This window comes from Crateriforma conspicua, from assembly GCF_007752935.1.
Lineage (GTDB): Bacteria > Planctomycetota > Planctomycetia > Pirellulales > Pirellulaceae > Crateriforma > Crateriforma conspicua.
In genome coordinates this window covers 3,253,350-3,271,677 of the sequence record NZ_CP036319.1, presented here as the reverse complement: position 1 = coordinate 3,271,677, position 18,328 = coordinate 3,253,350, and the positions used below count along the sequence as shown (strand labels likewise).

Below are 18,328 nucleotides of genomic sequence, written 5' to 3'. Positions count from 1 at the left end.
ACGCACGAATCTAACAGCGCCGACTCGGCCCGTGTTTGACGTGCCGCCGGGTTGGGGATTCAAAGGCGGCGCGGGCCCGAATGCTGGCGCATCCAGCTACGGGAAGGGTTCGTCACATCGGACTAGTCTTCGTCGCCAATCACCAATGGCACGCTTTGGACTTCCTTGTCGCCGTACTTGCCCACCAAACGGACACGCAGCGGACCGTCGCCCCACTGTGATCGCGAAATCGGAAAGCTTGCCGATGCACCGTCGGCCTTGTCGGCGTCTTGGCCCCAGATTTTCAACGTCACCGAATCGGCCCCGGGTGCGGTTGCCGAAACCGTGACCACTTGAGCGTCCGAGGCGTCAACGGACAACGTCGGCGTTTCGATCGGTCCCTTCAAATCCAGCGTCTGGCGGTACGATCGCCGGATCCCCAGTGGGCCTCCGCTGATCAACGCCAATCGAATGTCCACCGCGCCGCTGGCGTCATCGGGGATTCGCAATTTGATTTCGCGGCTGGGGTTGGTCGCTCGGCTGAACCGACCGTTGGCAAAGATCTCCATCCGCTGGGTCGCCACCGGGTCGGCCAACAACTGCGGCGTTTCGGTTTCGATCAAGATCCGGACGTCGTCGTCCCGCTGAACCCGCATCGCCACCGTGTCGGTCGACGCTTTGGCGAACGGCTGGCAAACGGGATCGCCCACGATCAACAGCTGATACGGCGACGATAAGGTTAGATAGAACGCTTCGATGGCCGTGACCCCTTCGGCGTAATAGGCGTGGATCGACGGCAAAGGGAACTTGAACTGCAATGAAAACGGTTCGGTCACCGCACCACTGCTGATCGCCGCACCGGCGTGCAGCAACTCGGTCAACTTGGTTTGCGAAGCCGTTCCGAACGCGGCCCCCAGACTGGTCAAGCTTTCGGCGATAGCCCCCGGCGCTATGCGAAAGTTTCGATCACGCAAATTCATCGTCGCCGTGCCCAACATCAAACCCGCATAGGTTTGCGCGTCATCGGGCAACGGCTTTTTGAAGATTGACGGCTTTTGTCCCTGTGACAACAACCGGCCCAGCGCCGCGGGCAGCCCGGGCATCCGAGTCTTGGATCGCACATCACCGGTCTTGGAATAACCAAACACCGCGTCGGGAAACGTTCGATCGGCCGACGCGGCTGATTCCAAGTATTCGATGATCTGATCCACCGTGCTGCCTCGCTCATGCACCACGCCCAGCACACAGGACTGCATGTACGGCAATCCTCCTTTGGTGACCGGGATCGGATAACCGGACGACGTCCAACCCAACTGGCTGTCAAAGCCGATGGGACTCTGCAGCACCGCCGGGGCATCGCTGATTTGATCTAACGCCTTCGACACCGCCGACATGCTGACCACATCCGACAGGTCGTCCGACCCTCGCAGATACGTCGCGTTGGTCCATCCGGCACGCAGTGCATTGACGACCCACTGGGCCGCGTTGGCGGTATCACCGGCGCGACCGTAGGCTTCGGCGGCACGCACCGACAACGGGCTGAGCGTCGGAAATTCCCGGGCCAGATCCGCGAACGCTTCCGCAGCCGCCTTGGGGTCATCGCTGTTGAAATCGACCACCGCCTGGTCAAAACGTTCGCCGTTTTCACCGCCAAACGGATTCACAAAACTGCGTTCGATCGCACCCCGGCAATACAGGTTCGGTCCCCAGCCCAAATACAACGGATCGTCGGCGAACAGGAAGCGATACAAGTAAGTCAGCCCGTTGATCGATCCCAACGGACGCTGGTACTTCTTCTGGTCTTCGTCGGTCAGTTTGGCGGTGTGTTCGTTGATCTTGACGGAAGTCGGAAACCCGGCGGAATAACAAATCACCCGAGCCTGGGCGGCGATCTTTCGCTCGTTCAGTGTTTCCAGAACGGGCTTCAGGATGCGGTCACGAAAGTCGTTCAACGAGACCGACAAACCCGTCGGCACATCGTCCAAAACGACAACATTGATCGACGGAATATCACGCAAGTGTGCGTAGTGATTGGCAACCGTCCGTGACGCTTTGCTGTTGCCGTTGACGACCAGAATGACGTTTTCACCCGCCAGCCCACCCCGACACTGCGTGGCCGGACCGAACAGTGCGGCCCCCACCATGATTGCCACGACGCAGACGATTCGGGCCAAGCCCATCCAGGTCGGGCCAGTCAAGATTTCGTTATTGTTTCGCGATCTTGCCATGGGACTTCGTGAACGCTGTGGATCAAGTTATCGGTGGATTCGGCGGACTCATGCGTCAACGACGCTTCGGGGTCCGACCCGACCGTCCTTGAAAGATAATTGCCCAGCGGGCTGGCCATCATCGCGGGCAACAAAAAGACGTCGCCGAACAGTGCCGCCGAAAGCAAACTGAACATCAGCACCGCAAAATGGCTGGTCGGAACAAAATCGCTGAACCAGTACACCATCAACGACAGCCCGCAAATCATTGTCGTTTCCAACATCGCGATGCCGCATTGGTCCAGCGCACCAAGCGCCGATCGCGGCAGGCTGAGCCCTCGAGCACGCCGTGAACCGAAACGGCTTAACAAGTGAACGGTATCGTCGACTGCGATGCCCAGCGCCACGCTGGCCGTCATCACCGACCCGATGTCCAGCGGCGAACGAATCAGACCCATCAGCCCGAAAATCGTGACGGTCGGGAACAAGTTCGGGATCATCGCGATCAAGCCGCCTTGAACGCTTTTCAACAACAACACCATGACCACCGCGACGACACCGAAGGCGGCCAGGAAGCTGCGGAACAAATCCCGCAGCATGACTTCTTGGGCCTTTTGAATGATCGCGACTTGTCCGGTCAAATCCACGTCAATCTTTGCCGCCACCGCCGGATCGACCTCGAGAGCGGCCAAGGCATCGGCCAGCGCCGCATTGGCCGTCGCGTCGATGCGAGACAGATCGCTGCCGTAATCCGCTTCGACCTTCTGCGGCAACCGAAAACTCAATCGCCACAGATAGTCATCATCGCTGTGCGAAATGAACCCGAGCGATCCGAGTGATGAATCGGGATCCCGGATCAACGAACGCGCCACGGTCCGACTGGCCGATCCGGCAAGCCCACGACTGCGGCTGACCGGCGGGATGAACGACGCCGCCGACAACACCGAACTGATCCGCGGTTCATCGATGGCCGCCTTGTGGACCGCCTGAACGATTCGCAACTGGTCCAGCGGATCGACCAAATCCACGGCTTCCGTCGACTCCGGTGCATCCACTTGTTCGCCATCGTCTGGCGCGACAACCGCGGGGGGCTTGGGAAACGTCACCAACAGATCACCACTGACGGTCGCGCCGATGTTTTCTTCGAACCAGTCGTACTGGGTCCGAATGAAACTGTCGGGCAAAAACATCCGCGGAACGCTGACGGATGATTCCAGTTGTGTCAGCCCTTGGCCGGCACCGAGCGTGATCAATGCAAACCCAAAAATCATCGGCCACGGTCGAGCCAAACGCGCCCGGACAAAGTCTTTGTACTTTTCAGCCAACCAGTGCGTCAGCCATTTCGCGGCGACAAAACGAGGCGGACGTTTGGGGCGTTTCGGATCGTCGTTGCGAAAGCCCGCCATCACCATTGCCCCAGGCAGACACCACAGCAACAACAGCAGCGACATCGACACGCCAATCGATGCGACAAATCCAAAGACACGGATCGGATGCAAGCGGACCAACGTCAGCGATCCCAGCCCGACCACCGTGGTCCCGACCGCCAACAGACAGGGCACCATGCCGGCACGCAACGCACGCTTGGCCGCCAACGCCGGTGTCAGGTCGGCAAATTCTTCGGCAGCGTCAAAGTAGTAGTTCGAAAGGTGGATCCCAGACGAGATCGTCAGCACAAACACTAAAGGCGGCAACACGATCAACACCGCATTCATCGGTGTGCCGGTGTAGTAAACGATCGCCAAGACCAGGCCTTCGCACACCACCGCGATCGAAACGATCGTCGCCGTCAGCGGCAAAGAACGCAGACACAGAAAACACATCAGCGCGGCCACGATCGCCGACGGTGGCGCGAAGAATTCGACACTCCGCACGCTGGCATCGTCCACGGTCGCCCCGTCGATGGGACCGCCCACCATCACGATCGCCGTCGGATCGTCCGGGTCTTTGCCGACCGTTTCGGCGACCAAGGATCGCAGTTGTGGCAACAGGGACCGCCGATGCGTCGCGCCGATGTCGGTCAACGCGATCAACAAACACGTTTGTTCTCCATCGGGTCCGACAATCGATCCTTCCAGCCGCCGCTGAGCCGCACCGCGGGGAAAGTTCGCCGGCGACGCCATCATCCGCCGCACGGTGTCTTCGCCACTGCGGACCCAGATGATCGGGTAATTCGGATCGTGGTAGGGGCCGGTCAGGTCCGTCGGCGGTGGCGACAATTCCGAAACAGTACGGGTTTCGACCAAAATTTCGTTGATCCGCCCGGCAATCGCGGTCAGCTTGGCTTCGTCCACCGGATAGCCATCAGGCAGCGCGACAGCCACGTCGTCGTTGGTGACCAAGCGTATCGGTACCTTGCCATCGGCGGTCGCCACGCCTTCGACACTAAGCAAATCCACCATCGCGGCGGCCGCGTCCAGCTGTGGGGACTGTAAATCCGCCCCCTCCCAACTGACCATCAGCAAATCGGCCAAGTCGAACCGGGTCATGAACCGGTTGAAGACAACCTTTTCGGGCAGGTCGTCGGGTAACCAATTGGGCGGACGGTTGACCAATCCGTCCATTGCAGATTTCGTGTGGATGACCGCGGGAACGGCCAAGATCACCAGCAAAACGGCGCCGATCGTCAGCCGTCGACGGTAACGCTGGGCGATTTGCCGTGATTCAGCGTCGTCAAAACGGGCCGACCCCAATCCGGACGGGGCGTCCTGCGAACTTTCGGTGGGATTGTCGCTAGCCAATCGTTCGCGGGGGGTTCAATGGAGGTGGGGATCCGACCGGTTAACCTGTCGCTATGCTAACGGTACAAGCAGCGTTCAACCAAGCGTGTCAGCGTGGGAGTTTTTTCGAAAGATGCAAGCCAGTTACGATTGTGTGGTAGTGGGTGCGGGTCCGGCAGGCGGTGCGGCCGCGGCAGTGGTCGCCGAAGCCGGCCACTCGACGCTGTTGATCGAACGTGAACCGGTCCCACGTTTTCACGTCGGTGAATCCTTGATGCCGGAAACCTATTGGCCGCTGCAGCGACTGGGGCTGAACGAGCGGGTCCGCGACGCGGGATGGCAAATCAAAAAATCCGTCCAATTCGTGTCCGGTCGCGGCAATGAATCGGAGCCGTTTTTCTTTCGCACCCACGACGATCGCGATTGCAGCGACACCTGGCAAGTTGAACGCAGCGAATTTGACAAAATGTTGTTCGACCGCGCCGGTGAACTCGGCGCCGATTGCCAAGACCGCACTCGATTGATGGACGTCCATACCGATGATGCGGGTCAGGTCACCGGGGTGACGGTGAAAGATGCTGACGGTCAGTCAAAACGAATCGATTGTCGTGTCGTGATCGACGCGACCGGCCAGCAAGCGTTCATCGCCAACAAGCTTGGCCTGAAGCAGATGAACGAAGAACTTCGTAAGGCGGCTATCTGGACTTACTATCAAAACGCACGTCGTGGCGAAGGTGATAACGAAGGTGCCACGATCATCATGCACACCGAATCCAAAGACGCTTGGTTTTGGTTCATCCCTCAGTCGCGCGGGATCACCAGCGTCGGTGTGGTTTCGGACAACGATTACCTGTTGAAAGGTCGCGGGACCCCAGCGGAGGTCTTCGCCGAAGAACTGGAACGTTGTCCCGGTATGAAATCGCGTTTGGCCGATGCGACGCGTGTCGGGCAAATCCGCACGGCGAAAGAGTTCTCCTACATGACGACCCAGCATTCCGGCAACGGCTGGGTCTTGGTGGGCGATGCTTTCGGGTTCCTAGATCCGGTGTACAGCAGCGGCGTCTACTTTGCCTTGGAAATGGGCGTCCGTGCCGGTGATGCCGTGGCGGAAGGCTTGGCGAAGAAGGACGTTTCGGCAGAGCAGCTTGGCAGCTGGTGCGGCGAATTCAAGGAAGGCATGACGTGGCTTCGCAAGCTGGTGTTTGCTTTCTACAGCAAAGACTTCAGCATCGGCCAATTTATGAAAAAACACCCGGAACACCGTGGTGGCGTTACGGACCTGTTGATCGGTCGCATCTTTCACGAGAAGGCCGGCAAGCTGTTCCCCGACATGGATTCAATGATCCAAAGCGTCCAGCGGCCCGAATCCGACATGATGTCGACCTCTTAGCCCGGTCCGGGGCCAAAACGTGCCGGTCCGCCCGGCGCAAGGGAATCGTCGATCAAATTCCCGAACCGACCGATTCGGTCCCATCCCAGACGTCGGTCTCGGGTGCCCCGGTCGGATGCACATCCGTGTGAAGTGTCGACTCCGGTGCAAAGGCTAGTTCGACCGTACGTTCCCATCGGCTGCGCAGCACGTGCATCTGGTCGGTGCTGAATCCTTGGCCAATTAGGCTGGCGATGTGCAGCCCCACGATGACCAACAGGCAGACGGGGATGACGACCAACGCCCAAGGGGAATCGCCCATGAACCATTGGACATAACCCCAGATCGCGGCGGCAAAGATGAAACAGCCGGCCGAGAAATAGACCGCCATGAACATCGTCCAAATTTCCGGACGAGGCGAGAACCGGCAATACGCTTCGCTTTGCGTGGCCTGGTCGACGCCGGCCGAATCGTCGGCACAAACGTGAACGGACAAGTGGGGTGACCAAAACCGGCGTTTGGCTCGCTCGATTTTAAAATCGACCACGTGTCCGGCCGCGACCGCTTGGCCGGCCAACTCTTCGGTCGCAATGGCTCGTCGGATCCGTCGCATCGCTTCGTCCGGTTCGGCCGGCAACGCTTGGACAAACATCGGCTGCATGCGTAGCGGTGAATTCATCGGCGTTCCGGTGAAGGATTCGTGGGGACAATCGGGTTCGGCTTACACCGCAAATCGCTGGGGACGATACGGCGTCGGATCCAGTGCCGGCGTGGTCCCGCTGATCAACGATGCGATCAACTGGCCCGAAGCCGGCGCCATGCTGATCCCTAGCATATTGTGTCCGGCCGACACGTACACGTTTTCGTACGCTCCGCAGCGACCGATCACCGGTGTGCTGTCATAGGTCATCGGACGCCAGCCTTGCCAAGCATCGTCCTGCGGCGCCGCGTCGATGGCGTCGGCCAAATCGCCGCGCAAATAGGTCCGCGTTGCCTCGGTCAACAGCCGCAAGCGTTTGGGCTGGATCGATTCGTCATAGCCCACAAACTCCATGATCGATCCCAGCCGCAGGCGGTCGTTCATCGGCGTCACCGCCACACGGTGCTGGGGAAAGATCATCGGCGACTGGGGCCCACCGGCCGGCGCGGGCAAAGTGATCGAATAGCCTTTGCCCGGCTGGATCGGCACGGTGATTTTTAACCATCGCGACAACAGCGGCGTCCAAGCCCCCGTGGCGAACAAGAAGACGTCGCCGTCAACCGATTCTTCACCGGCGGACGTTTTCAGCTTGGCATCACGGGCGACACCATCCTGGATCACCAATTCCGTCAGTTCGGCATCGGGAATGAAGCGAACACCACGGCCACGCAGCGATTCGACCCAAGAGTTCAACAACTTGTCCGGACGCAAGTGCGCGTCGTGTTCGAACCACCAGCCACCGGCCAAATCGTCACGCAGCGCCGGTTCACGTTCCACCAATTCGCCCGGCCCAAATCGCACCGCCGATTCATTGAAACGTTCGCCCAACAGCCGATCCGTCGGGGCGTAGGCGTCCAAGGGCTTGGCGTCGCGATAGACGAACAACAATCCACGCTTGGTCCAGTCACAGCGGATGTCCGTCGGCGCATCTTCGGTGACCAGTTCCTCGTACAGCCGCATCGAACGCAGCAACAGCGGCTGGATTGCCGCGGCGGATTCCAGCATATCCCGCTGGTTACAGCGACGGTTGAAGTTCCAAAACCACGACCACAACGACGGATCCAATCGCGGCTTGACCCGAAACGCGCTGGCCGGATTCAACATCGACCGCATCGCCGACCAGGGTGCACCGGGTTCGGCCAGCGGCAAGACGTGGCTGGGACAAACCAGTCCACAATTGCCATGCGAACAAGCTCCGCCGATCGGCCCCTTGTCCACGACCACCACGTCATGACCGTCGTTCTTCAAGAAATGAGCCGCAGCGACACCGATGATTCCTCCGCCGATGATCACAACACGGCGAGATTGAATGTCATGGGCAGGCGTATCATCCATCGGATCGGATCCCGGCCTTCGTTTGGCGTGCGGGGCTCATGATGTTGAAAAAAGTAAAGGGCCGGTCGACGATGACGATCGCTTCACCAACGCGCACCGGCGGCCAGCGGGTCGTCGGTGTCAAACAGCAGCGTCCCGTCGGCGGTGATCCAAGCGTCGCCTTGGATGGTCGGGATCACCTGGCCATGATCGGCCGCTTCGTAACTGGCTTCGAACCAAGTCCCCGTCACACTTTGCTGACGCCACTTTTGGCCGGGCTTCAAATGACCATCGGCGGCCAGGCAGGCAACTTTGGCACTGGTCCCGGTTCCACACGGTGAACGATCGAACTGGCCGCCCGGGCACAGCACGAAATTTCGTCCCGCCAGCGGCCCGACCGACTGATAAAGTTCGATGTGATCGATTTCGCGCCCCTGGTCCCCGGAAATGCCCTGACGCTGAAGCGCGGCTTTGATTTGTTGACAATGGATCGTCAACGCATCGACGTTGGACAACGTCAGAGGATCATCGTTGTGTTCGGTCAAGAAAAACCAATTGCCGCCCCAGGCCACGTCACCGTGAATCGTTCTTCCGTCGTCCAGGGTCACCGCAACGTCATGAGCAAGACGATAGCTGGGCACGTTTTGTAAACGAACGGTGTGTAAGTCATCAGACAATTCGAACTGCACCGGTCCGACCGACGTTTGGATCGTATGGCGTCCCGAATCGATACGCCCCAGATAGGCCAAGGTCACCGCGACACCGATCGTTCCGTGACCACACATGTGCAGCGCCCCGACGTTGTTGAAAAAGACCACGCCGGTGTCTTGAGTGTCGGGCAAATCATCGATCAACAACGCACCGACCAAGATTTCGCTGCCGCGTGGTTCGGCCAAGACCAAGTGTCGAAACGCATCCTGTTGCTGTACCAAGCGACGTCGGCGATCCGCCACGCATTGCGTCCCCAAATCGGGCAACCCGGCAACAATCGTGCGGGTCGGTTCGCCGGCGGTGTGCGAATCGATGAAGTGAACTCTACGCAGCATCCAAACGAATCCTCGTGCTGGGATTACCATCGAATCGATGTCCGATCGTTGGTCGCCGACATGTTGCCCGCTGTCGGCAACGTCCGCAAGCGAGCCAGAAAATTTCGTAACCGGTACGACCGGATCCTTTTCAGTTGATCGCCAATTCTTTCTTGATCCGAACAGAACCCCTGATCGTTGATTGGACGAAGAAGCTTGTGAATTGATTCCCCCGCCGTCGAGAGTCAGCCATTTTTGGACGCTCGGCGGCAGGCATCGATTTCGAAGAAGATTGATCCGCTGTCGGTGGGCGACCATTCAAGTCCCGCCTGAAGTCGCCTGATCCGGCCGACAGTGATGGGCAGGTCGTTTCGTGGTTTCCTGTACTGGTGCGTCGTGCACGGAAGCGAAATGGACCAGGCCGCATGGAGGCGGCATCGTCGGCGTTTGGTGCCGACGGTGCCTGTCTTTTTGAATCAGGGTCAGCATCGCCAAAGCAATACCGTTCATTCCCGGTGATGCGGGCCTGTGATCTTCGTCGATCGATGTCGCAACGTCATGAGGACGATCTGATGATGACCAAAGTCATGCCCCGTTTATCGCGGAAGTGTCACGCCCGCCGCCGACCGTTGGCCCGCCGCCGTCTGGCTTGGCTGATGACCGCCGCATTCACTTTGGCACCATCGCTGGGCACCCCCGTCGCCGCCCACGATGGCCCCGCCGATCGTTCCTCTGACGTTGCGAAGAATCCTGCCGCCCTTGCCGCAAAGTCGGACCTACGGCCCCTTCCCTTCAGCGGTAAGGGCGGCGTCATGATGTTCGTTCTGGACGAATCGTTTGAACAAACGTCGTGCAAACCGGAACAGTCGCGTTTGGAAGCCAACCCGACGGCACTGTCGATCCAAGATTCGCTGGCCTTTGCCGCATCGACACTGTCGGCTCGCTTCGGTGCCGGTTTGCAACAGATCATCGAACCGCTCAGCCTGACCGCCGCTGATTCACGCGACATTGTCCAAGACGTCCGTGCTTTCATCGCCAAGCATGCACCTCCGGTGACCGATTCCTCCATCGTCGCACAGGACGTTGCACCGGAGCCCGCCGATCCGTTCACTCCCAGCGACGCGGAAACGAAACTACGCAGCCAGCTGGACGCGCTGGCAAAGTATGAACCGCTGGACGTTGGCCAACCCGACGACTCCCCCGAATCGGCGCCTGAACAATCGGTCGCCGCCGCCCCAATCGATGATGCCCCCTTTGCCGGTACCGGCCCGTTCATCGTCACACTGGAACAGGCCCCCGAAACGGAGTCGGTCGCGGCCGCACCAATCGACTCCCCGAAAGACGCTTCACCCGCCGACGATTCGCCGTCTAAATTCAATGGTCCCGTTCCCTTTGTCGACGGGATCGACGGCTTGGCAATCTTTGAACCGGCCATCGCGGGCCCGGAACGCACGATCGCCGACTTGATCGCCCAGCAGTGGCATCGGCCCGCCCCCGTCAAGGAAGCGATCGCCGAAGAAGTCACCGCCGCTCAGCCTGCCGCGGCGCCGGCGACCGAGTCGTACATGCCGTACGACGTGGCGGCCAAGGACCTACCGATCTGGGGCTATCAGCCTCTGGTGACGCGTCCCTTCTGTATTCGCCACCGTGCGGTCTTTGACGATTTCGTCACCGCCCCGGAACCGGAAGCCGCTGACGCTTTTGTTGCTGCGATGCCGTCGCCGGATACCGACGTGATCGGCTCGGGGTTGGCGGAACCTGCCCCGGTGTCCCCCGCGCAGCCGACAGTCACAGTTCAGCAATGGATCACGCCGATCCAAGGTTTGGCCGACGGCCTGGCCACGGTGACAGGCGATGCTTGGAACGACTACCAAGACCAACAGCGTTCCGTCGCGAGTGACGTGGTCTTGCTGTCACAATATGCACGTCAAAACTGGAACCTTCGGGAAATCAGTCGCGGCTTGGTCTCCGCGTCACAGATGCGTGCCGACGCCAACGTTCAACTGGCCGACGCCCTTTCGGATCTTCCGCTCCAGCGTCCAGCCGTTGCACCGGAGTTCGATCCCCAACAGTGGAAAGCCGTCGCGGAATTGGCCATCGATTGGTTGAACCAACTGGACCAATGGGGCCAGCGTATCGCAACGGTCCCCGACACCGACGGCACCCTCAACCGCTAAGCAGGCGGACAGGAGTATTGCGACAAATGGCAACCCGATGCGTCAGCGAGGGACCGCGTTCTTCGCCGGTTTGTTCCTCGCTCATTCGCTTTGAAGTTGCGTTTTTCTGGTAACCCGACGCGTCAGCGAGGGACGAGTCAATTTCGATTTTCCCTCGCTGACGCGTCGGGTTACCAATATCCGGTGCCGCAGGCATAAGCGCAACTTCAAAACTCACGCGTCGGATTACTAAACTTGGATAGACCTGTTCGCGTACTTAGTGTCGCCGGCTTGGTGCCAGCATTCAGCGATCAATCGCCACCGCCGGGCACGCACCCCACATGGCCTCTCGCGCGGCGGTCTTCGAACGCCCATCCTCCGCGTCGTTATGCGGAGCCAAACCTTCGGCGCATTTTGTGCGCACGAACGCCGCCTGCGATCGTCAGTGCCAGAAGAAATGCGGATCCCGTAGGTTCGGGAACGGCCGATGCATCGATGACCAAGGATGGACGTCGAGACGTGTTATTCGACTCGCTTGAGAAAAACTCATTGCGAGCACCCGTCGCAGTCAACCCCCAACCGAAATTCGAACCTCCGGATTGCCAATCTTGCAAACTGATTGTCACATCGAACACATACTCGGTGTCGGTCGAATAGGGATTGGTCGTGGGGCCCGCAAGTGTGTCTATCGGCCCACCGGTGGCATTATGGGTAACGCGGCCATAGCTATTGCTGGTCACCGTCGATTCGGACCAATCGGAATTCAGCTGATAAAGAGAAAAGGTGTTGGTTGGATTTCCCCAAGAAAGATCGAGCCAGACATGCAACTGAGCGCGATGAATCACATCGTTGATCCCAACCTGCGATGGGCCGCTGCCAAAAACGTCAACGGGCCGGATCAGCGTATCACTCCACAGGTGAGCATTCCGGGAAGCGGAGAATGCGGTACTGCTGCCATGATTGTCGTTGTTTCCACCCAGAATTGTGCTGCCGTCGATGTAGGTGTCTTCGATCAACGCCAGCGTCACGATTTCGCCACACACATTCACACCGGTCATTGCGATCCAAACACAGCTGGCAGTGATCAGTTTTGTCCCGTTCATCGTTGCAAATCCCTCAACAAGCTCACATCGTGTGCGATGGGGCACGTGTTTGCGCCCAGACACCGCAAACTCGGTTCGCATCGAAGGATGGCAAAAGAAGTGCCGACGTGATTCAGCGCACCGTCACGCGATGATCAACCGCAACCCGATCGGCCCGGACGGCACGCCTACCTGTGAAGTAGCTTGATTCCCGAACGTTGACGAGAAATTTGATTCGGTGCGGCGCTTGATTGGCCGGCACACGGTCAGGCCCAGTGCCAGGTGGCTCGGAAACGCCGTTGCCTGTTATGAGGTTGTGCGATGATAGAACCGGATGCCGGATTTCAGTGTCCCGAGGCCTGACGGCCGACGGCTCAGGCGGAACGACAGCAACGTCGCAGACCGATAACCGAAAGCGGTGTGATTGTTACAGCTTCGGGATCGGCCGAGTGGGGGCCTTCTGTAGCATCCGAGCTTGATCGTCACGGGGCGGGCGCGGGTTGGGGTTATTGTTGCCCGGACGATTCGGTCGCGGTGGATCGGGGGCGGTGAACTGTTCGGTCCATTGCCAACCGATCGGCGTGGACAGTTCTTGGCTGGCCAACAGCGCCCAGGGCGTCTTGGGATGGTTGTCGACGACACTCTGCAGCAACGCCTTGGCGGTTTCGGCTTCGCGTTGCCAGCGGCTGCCCACGGTGATTTCATCGGCGGGCTTCAGGACCCATGTGTTGTTCTTTGCATCGCTGAACGCCATCCCGCGTTTCGCCTTGGCCAACATCGCGTTGTAGGTTTCGGTGCGAACCTTTTGTGCCAGCACACGTCCCATCGCCAAGTCGAAACCGGCTTGCCAACGCGGACTGGTTTCATCACTCCGATGCTCCATCCCCGGCATCAAGGTTTGGGCCATCATCAACAACGTCGGTTCCAACTTGGCCGCGTCCTGTTGCGCCCGCGTCAGGTCGGCGACCAGCCCGGCGTCGTTGCGTTTGACGAAACGCGTGCGTGGTGCGTCGATCCCCTGGGCCGGTTTCATCCGAGCCGCCTGCACCAAAGCTTGACGCAAAGGACTCTGACGGACGAATTCCAGATAGTCTTTGGGGCTGAGATAATCCGGCCGGTAACGTGACATCACGTCGGGATCAAAGAAGTACCGCAGGTCGGACGCATACGGATCGACTTCGCCGCGATACACCGCGCGATTCATGTTGCGGTTCGGGTGAACGGTGAAATAGATCCCACCGGTTTCATAGCAAAGCCGGGTCAACGCATAGGGACCAAAACCACTGTCCACGGTCGGTTCTTGTTGAAAATCGCCGGTGAAGCCGACTTGCACTCGCTCGGGCAACAGCGTCTCCGGCCCCTGATCGACTTCGGCCCAACGAGCGGATTGATCGAACCGCGGATCGGGGTCGACGTATTTCACGTACGTGTGTTCGCGGCCAAAGGGTGCCGGGACTCCGATCACGTGAACGGGGATGGCGTAGCGACGACAGGTGCCGATCGCCCGCTCCAAACGCTCCGCATCGTCGCCACGTTCGTCGGTGACCACGATGAAGATGACGTTGCGGGCCGGACCATCGCCGGTGTTTCGTCGAAAGCGTTTGAACTCGTTGGCGGCTTCTTCCACCGCCGTGAAGACGCGTTCGACGCCGGAGGAATCGACATTGATGGAGTTAATGATTTGTTTGATCTCCCCCAGATCGTCGCTGGGTTTCTCGTTGTACAGCTGGACGGTTTGTCCGAAGCCGACGATGGACGTCAACAGCGGGACGTCGGCCCCCTTGCGTTCTTTGAATCGCTCGTCGTTTTCTTGGACGATCCCCAGTTCTTCATAGATGCGATCAAAGCGTCCGATGATTTGCTGTCGTTGTCGGTGCAGCGAACCGCTTTGGTCGAACAGCCAAGCGACCAGAGTCGGGCGTTCTTCCATCGACTTTAAGATTTCGAACGTGATGCGATCGATCGCCCCGGCGGCTCCTTGCGTGCCTTCGCCGACTTTGCCCTTTTGGTTGGTCAGCCGTTGCATGGGCGCGACGGGCTGCGAGAACACTTCGCTGGCGATCACTTGGCCAAAGTCCACCGGCGGCGTGTCGACCGGCGAAGGGATCTCCGCGATTTCGGCGAACTCGATGGCGGTTGCCGTTGCGGCTTCGGACACGCTTAGCGAATCAGCGCCGATGCTTTCTTCCGGGTCGTCGCTGTACTGCAGCGTGTCGATCAAATTGACCGGATCCGGAACATTCTCACTCTTGGCCGCCATCAACGCGACCTGTTCTTCGATCGGTTGGTGCAATCGGACGAGCGCCAGGGTCAAAACGACGATCAGGTGCGCGACGATGCTGGTGACCAAGATGGCCGCCCAATCGCTGGCCCACCACGGCGGGTCATCCCAGTCGTCGAATTCGTCCCAGTCGGAATCGGTGTCGTCCGATGCGTCGCCCGCCGCATCGTCGGGCGCGTGGTCGGCGGCCGCGTGGGCACCATCGTCCAGACGATCCGCCGGGATCGCCGTGACGGCGGCCGGCGTGCCTGTCGGCGTCGGTATTTCGGGGGGCAGCGTCGTCGACATTCAATCAGTCTGACCCGATCCGCGGGCGGATGCAATCAGAATGGAGGAGCAGGAAGAGGGCAATGTTGGAACGTGCGGACCCTTGTATTGTACTCATTGTCGCAGCCCGCACGGTCATCAGCGGCATGATGAATGCACAACAACCGGCACGCTTCGGTATGGCGTCAACGTTGACCCCCGTGCGATTTTTCGTTGCAACCGATACATTCGTCCGTTCCGTTTCCAGCCACGCGACAACGGATGGCGTGGCATGCCCGATGACAAGAACCCGTAGCGAGCCCCGTTAGTGAGCGGACGTCTGATTGCGATTGGTGATATCCACGGTTGCACCGTTGCCTTGGAAAATCTGCTGCGGCACGTCCAACCCGATCCGGACGATCTGGTGGTGGCCTTGGGCGATTATGTCGATCGAGGCCCCGATTCGCGTGGCGTGATCGATCGATTGATCCAGTTGGGCGGCCAGACTCAATTGGTCTGTCTGATGGGCAACCACGAGGAGATGATGCTGGAGGTGGTTCGCGGGGAAGCCCCGCACCACGAATGGCTGAAGCACGGCGGGATCGAAACGCTGGACAGCTATGGCTTTGACGGCGATCTGAATTTTCTGCCGCCCGAACACCAGAACTTTCTGGACAACCTGGGCGACTTCTTTGAAACCGACGCGTTTTTCTTCACGCACGCGGCGTACGATGCGGGGCTGCCGCTGGAACAACAGCCGGTGGATCTGCTGCGTTGGCACAGCTTGATGCGTGGCGTCCCGCCGCAGCATTACAGCGGCAAAACGGCGATCGTCGGCCACACGGCCAACCGCGACGGTGAAGTCGTCGATCTGGGGCACCTGATCTGTTTGGACACCTATGCCTATGGCGGCCAGTGGCTGACCGCGATGGACCTGAACGAGCGATCATTCTGGCAGGCCAACCAGCAAGGCCAAGTTCGCGTGTCACAGTAGGAGCAGCGTATAACAGTAGGGCGAAGTGTCCGCCTGGTTCCGAAGCGGTTCAGAGTTTTCCTCCCCGCGAGATGTTCGAGTCATAGCGAGGGGAAGTCGCGCGGCCAAAGCACCCTCCCCGGAATCTCGTTCCTCGATCCCGACCCTCACGCAGGGCGGGAGGGTGAAGTGCTGAAACCATCAGCATTTCGCGGCCAAAGTCTTCTTCCGCTCTCGGCAAGTCGCGTCCGACCCGGAATCACGTCCTGCCACGCAATCCGCGTGTTTTGCCTGTCTTCACATCGGGTCGTCGGCAAAACCGTCACAACCGGCAAACCTTGCCAGATTTGTTTCATCGTCACGACCGTCATGGTCGAAGTTGAAGGTACGACGACAGCTCGCAGCGGCGCCACCGGTTTTGCGCCGCCCGGGTGAGTCTGTTGTCGTGTTCGTCCATCAACTTCTCGCCTGCCGAGATCAACGCGATGACCACCTGGCCGATTGCACACGCCGCCGATTCCAACGACGCCCGCACCGTTCCGCCCGCCACCCGATCCGCCGTCGCGACCCGTTGGGTCCGCCGCGGCGTGATGGCTTTGGCGACGGTTGCCGTATTCCATGCGACCGCCGCGAACGCGCAGGGCATTCGAATGAAAAAGCCCGATCGTGGGACTTATCAGCCGCCGGTGTCCGACGCCGCTGTGGCCGATGACGACCGTTACCGCGAAGTCGACGACGCGCGATACCACCGATCCAAAGCCGGATTGGTGGATGCCGGCGTCGATTCCGGAATGACAGTGGCACCGGAACCGCAATTGCGTCCGGTATCTCACGCTCAATCAGTCGCGCCCGATCCGCCGTCGCCGATTCCAATGGTCAGCGAATCGGTTCCGTCGTCAATCGCGTCGCCGACGGTATCGGCCGAAGCAATCGCGGGTGAAGTCGTCTATGACGGGCAGTACTACGGCGAACCCGCATGCGGGATCGAATCCACCGCCTGTGACGCGTTGACGTGTGACAGCGGAATTTCCGGATGTGATTCGCTGACCTGTGACGGGTGTTCGGCGTGCCGTCCGACCGGATACATCGTACGCGCCCCGCATCGTTGGTTCGGGTCCATTGATTTGCTTTCCATGTGGCGAAAAGGCGATCGGTTGCCGCCGTTGGTGACGACCGGATCGACGGGCAACTTGGACGATGCCGATACGACCGTACTTGCCGGCGACCGAACCGTGTTCGAAGGCGCCACGATGGGCGGCCGTTTGATGATCGGGACTTGGTTGGACGAAGCTCAGTGTCGCAGCCTGCGATTCCGTGCTTGGGCGGTCGGGGAAGACACGTACAACTTCAGCGCCGATGAATCCAACTTCAACGTGCTGACGAGACCCTTCTTTAACGTCAGCGATGGTGACACGCCGGGCAACGAAACGCTGCAGATCGCCTTTCCCGATGTCGCGTTTGGATCGGTCAGCGTGAACGGTTCCAGCAACGTGGCCGGCGCGGACATCGCCGTCTATCAACCTTGGATGCGGGGCTTTGCCGGTCGAGTCGACGTGTTGTACGGATACCAGTACATGCGTTTCGACGAATCACTGCGGATCCATTCGTCCAGCACATCGATCGATCCTAACGTCACATTGCCGCCGATCGGATCGATCATCGATGTCACCGACACGTTCGACGCAGAAAACGAGTTCCATGGCGGCCAAATCGGCTTGGCCACCAGCCACACGTCCGGATGCTGGTCGTTCCGCAGTCTGTTCAAATTCGGTTTTGGATCGCTGCAACGTGGCGCCCGCCGCAGCGGAACCACGGTCACCAGTGTCGACGGCAACCAGTCGATCATCAACGAAGGCTTGCTGGTCCGCAGCACCAATTCGTCACCGCTGGACGACAACACGTTCGGATGGATTCCGGAAATGGATCTGTCGCTGGGCTGGCACCGCTTTCCCCGATTCGACGTCAAATTCGGCTATCACTTGATCGCCATGACCGATGCCCTGCAGGTGTCGGGAATGATCGACCCGGACTTGGCCGTCAACAGTGCGATCCCGCCAACGGGCCAACAGAGTCCAGCCTTGGCGATTCGCACCGATACGATCTATGTGCACGGCATCCACCTGGGACTGCACTATTCCTATTAGGCACTGTTTATCAATTGGTAACCCGAAGCGTCAGCGAGGGGCCGAAGTTATTCATTCATCAAGAGTCCCTCGCTGACGCGTCGGGTTACCGTTTTCATTGGCCTTCGTGTTGAATTGATAAACAGTGCCTAG

The 18,328-nt window shown here is 59.6% G+C and carries 11 protein-coding genes; 4 read left to right on the top strand and 7 right to left on the bottom strand.

Annotated features, from left to right (window positions below):
• Positions 1–122: 122 nt before the first annotated feature.
• Positions 123–2,177 carry a hypothetical protein gene (locus Mal65_RS12330; RefSeq protein WP_145297881.1) on the bottom strand — a complete coding sequence of 685 codons (2,055 nt, stop codon included), beginning with the start codon at positions 2,175–2,177 and terminating at the stop codon, positions 123–125.
• On the bottom strand, positions 2,174–4,927 hold the full coding sequence (locus Mal65_RS12325) for an efflux RND transporter permease subunit (RefSeq protein ID WP_145297878.1): 2,754 nt from the start codon (positions 4,925–4,927) through the stop codon (positions 2,174–2,176). The genes Mal65_RS12330 and Mal65_RS12325 overlap by 4 nt, the downstream gene beginning before the upstream one ends.
• Positions 4,928–5,039: 112 nt before the next feature.
• On the opposite strand from Mal65_RS12325, the gene Mal65_RS12320 reads away from it, so the two are divergent.
• Positions 5,040–6,296, top strand: a complete 1,257-nt coding sequence (locus tag Mal65_RS12320) for an NAD(P)/FAD-dependent oxidoreductase (RefSeq protein ID WP_145297875.1) — start codon at positions 5,040–5,042, stop codon at positions 6,294–6,296.
• Between the two features lie 52 nt (positions 6,297–6,348).
• Here Mal65_RS12320 and Mal65_RS12315 read toward each other — a convergent pair whose 3' ends face one another.
• The 3 genes from Mal65_RS12315 to Mal65_RS12305 all read right to left on the bottom strand — a co-directional run bounded on the left by Mal65_RS12315 (position 6,349) and on the right by Mal65_RS12305 (position 9,335).
• Complete coding sequence (locus tag Mal65_RS12315; protein ID WP_174820163.1) at positions 6,349–6,954, bottom strand: hypothetical protein; 606 nt, start codon at positions 6,952–6,954, stop codon at positions 6,349–6,351.
• Between the two features lie 42 nt (positions 6,955–6,996).
• Complete coding sequence (locus Mal65_RS12310) at positions 6,997–8,310, bottom strand: NAD(P)/FAD-dependent oxidoreductase (protein ID WP_145297872.1); 1,314 nt, start codon at positions 8,308–8,310, stop codon at positions 6,997–6,999.
• Positions 8,311–8,393: 83 nt separating this feature from the next.
• On the bottom strand, positions 8,394–9,335 hold the full coding sequence (locus Mal65_RS12305) for a proline racemase family protein (protein ID WP_196784788.1): 942 nt from the start codon (positions 9,333–9,335) through the stop codon (positions 8,394–8,396).
• A 524-nt stretch (positions 9,336–9,859) separates the two neighbouring features.
• Between Mal65_RS12305 and Mal65_RS12300 the strand changes: the two genes are divergently transcribed.
• Positions 9,860–11,491 carry a hypothetical protein gene (locus Mal65_RS12300; protein WP_145297869.1) on the top strand — a complete coding sequence of 544 codons (1,632 nt, stop codon included), beginning with the start codon at positions 9,860–9,862 and terminating at the stop codon, positions 11,489–11,491.
• A 365-nt stretch (positions 11,492–11,856) separates the two neighbouring features.
• Here Mal65_RS12300 and Mal65_RS12295 read toward each other — a convergent pair whose 3' ends face one another.
• Positions 11,857–12,573: a DNRLRE domain-containing protein gene (locus Mal65_RS12295; protein ID WP_165701225.1), complete on the bottom strand. Its 717-nt coding sequence runs from the start codon at positions 12,571–12,573 to the stop codon at positions 11,857–11,859.
• 406 nt (positions 12,574–12,979) lie between these two features.
• The gene (locus Mal65_RS12290) at positions 12,980–15,121 is read right to left on the bottom strand and encodes a vWA domain-containing protein (RefSeq protein WP_145297864.1); all 2,142 of its coding nucleotides are present in this window, start codon (positions 15,119–15,121) and stop codon (positions 12,980–12,982) included.
• Positions 15,122–15,407: 286 nt separating this feature from the next.
• Here Mal65_RS12290 and Mal65_RS12285 point away from each other — a divergent pair, with 286 nt between their 5' ends.
• Both Mal65_RS12285 and Mal65_RS12280 read left to right on the top strand, forming a co-directional pair.
• A complete protein-coding gene (locus tag Mal65_RS12285) occupies positions 15,408–16,073 on the top strand; it encodes a metallophosphoesterase family protein (RefSeq protein WP_145297861.1) in 666 nt (221 codons plus the stop codon).
• A 464-nt stretch (positions 16,074–16,537) separates the two neighbouring features.
• A complete protein-coding gene (locus Mal65_RS12280) occupies positions 16,538–18,196 on the top strand; it encodes a BBP7 family outer membrane beta-barrel protein (RefSeq protein WP_145297859.1) in 1,659 nt (552 codons plus the stop codon).
• Positions 18,197–18,328 lie beyond the last annotated feature (132 nt).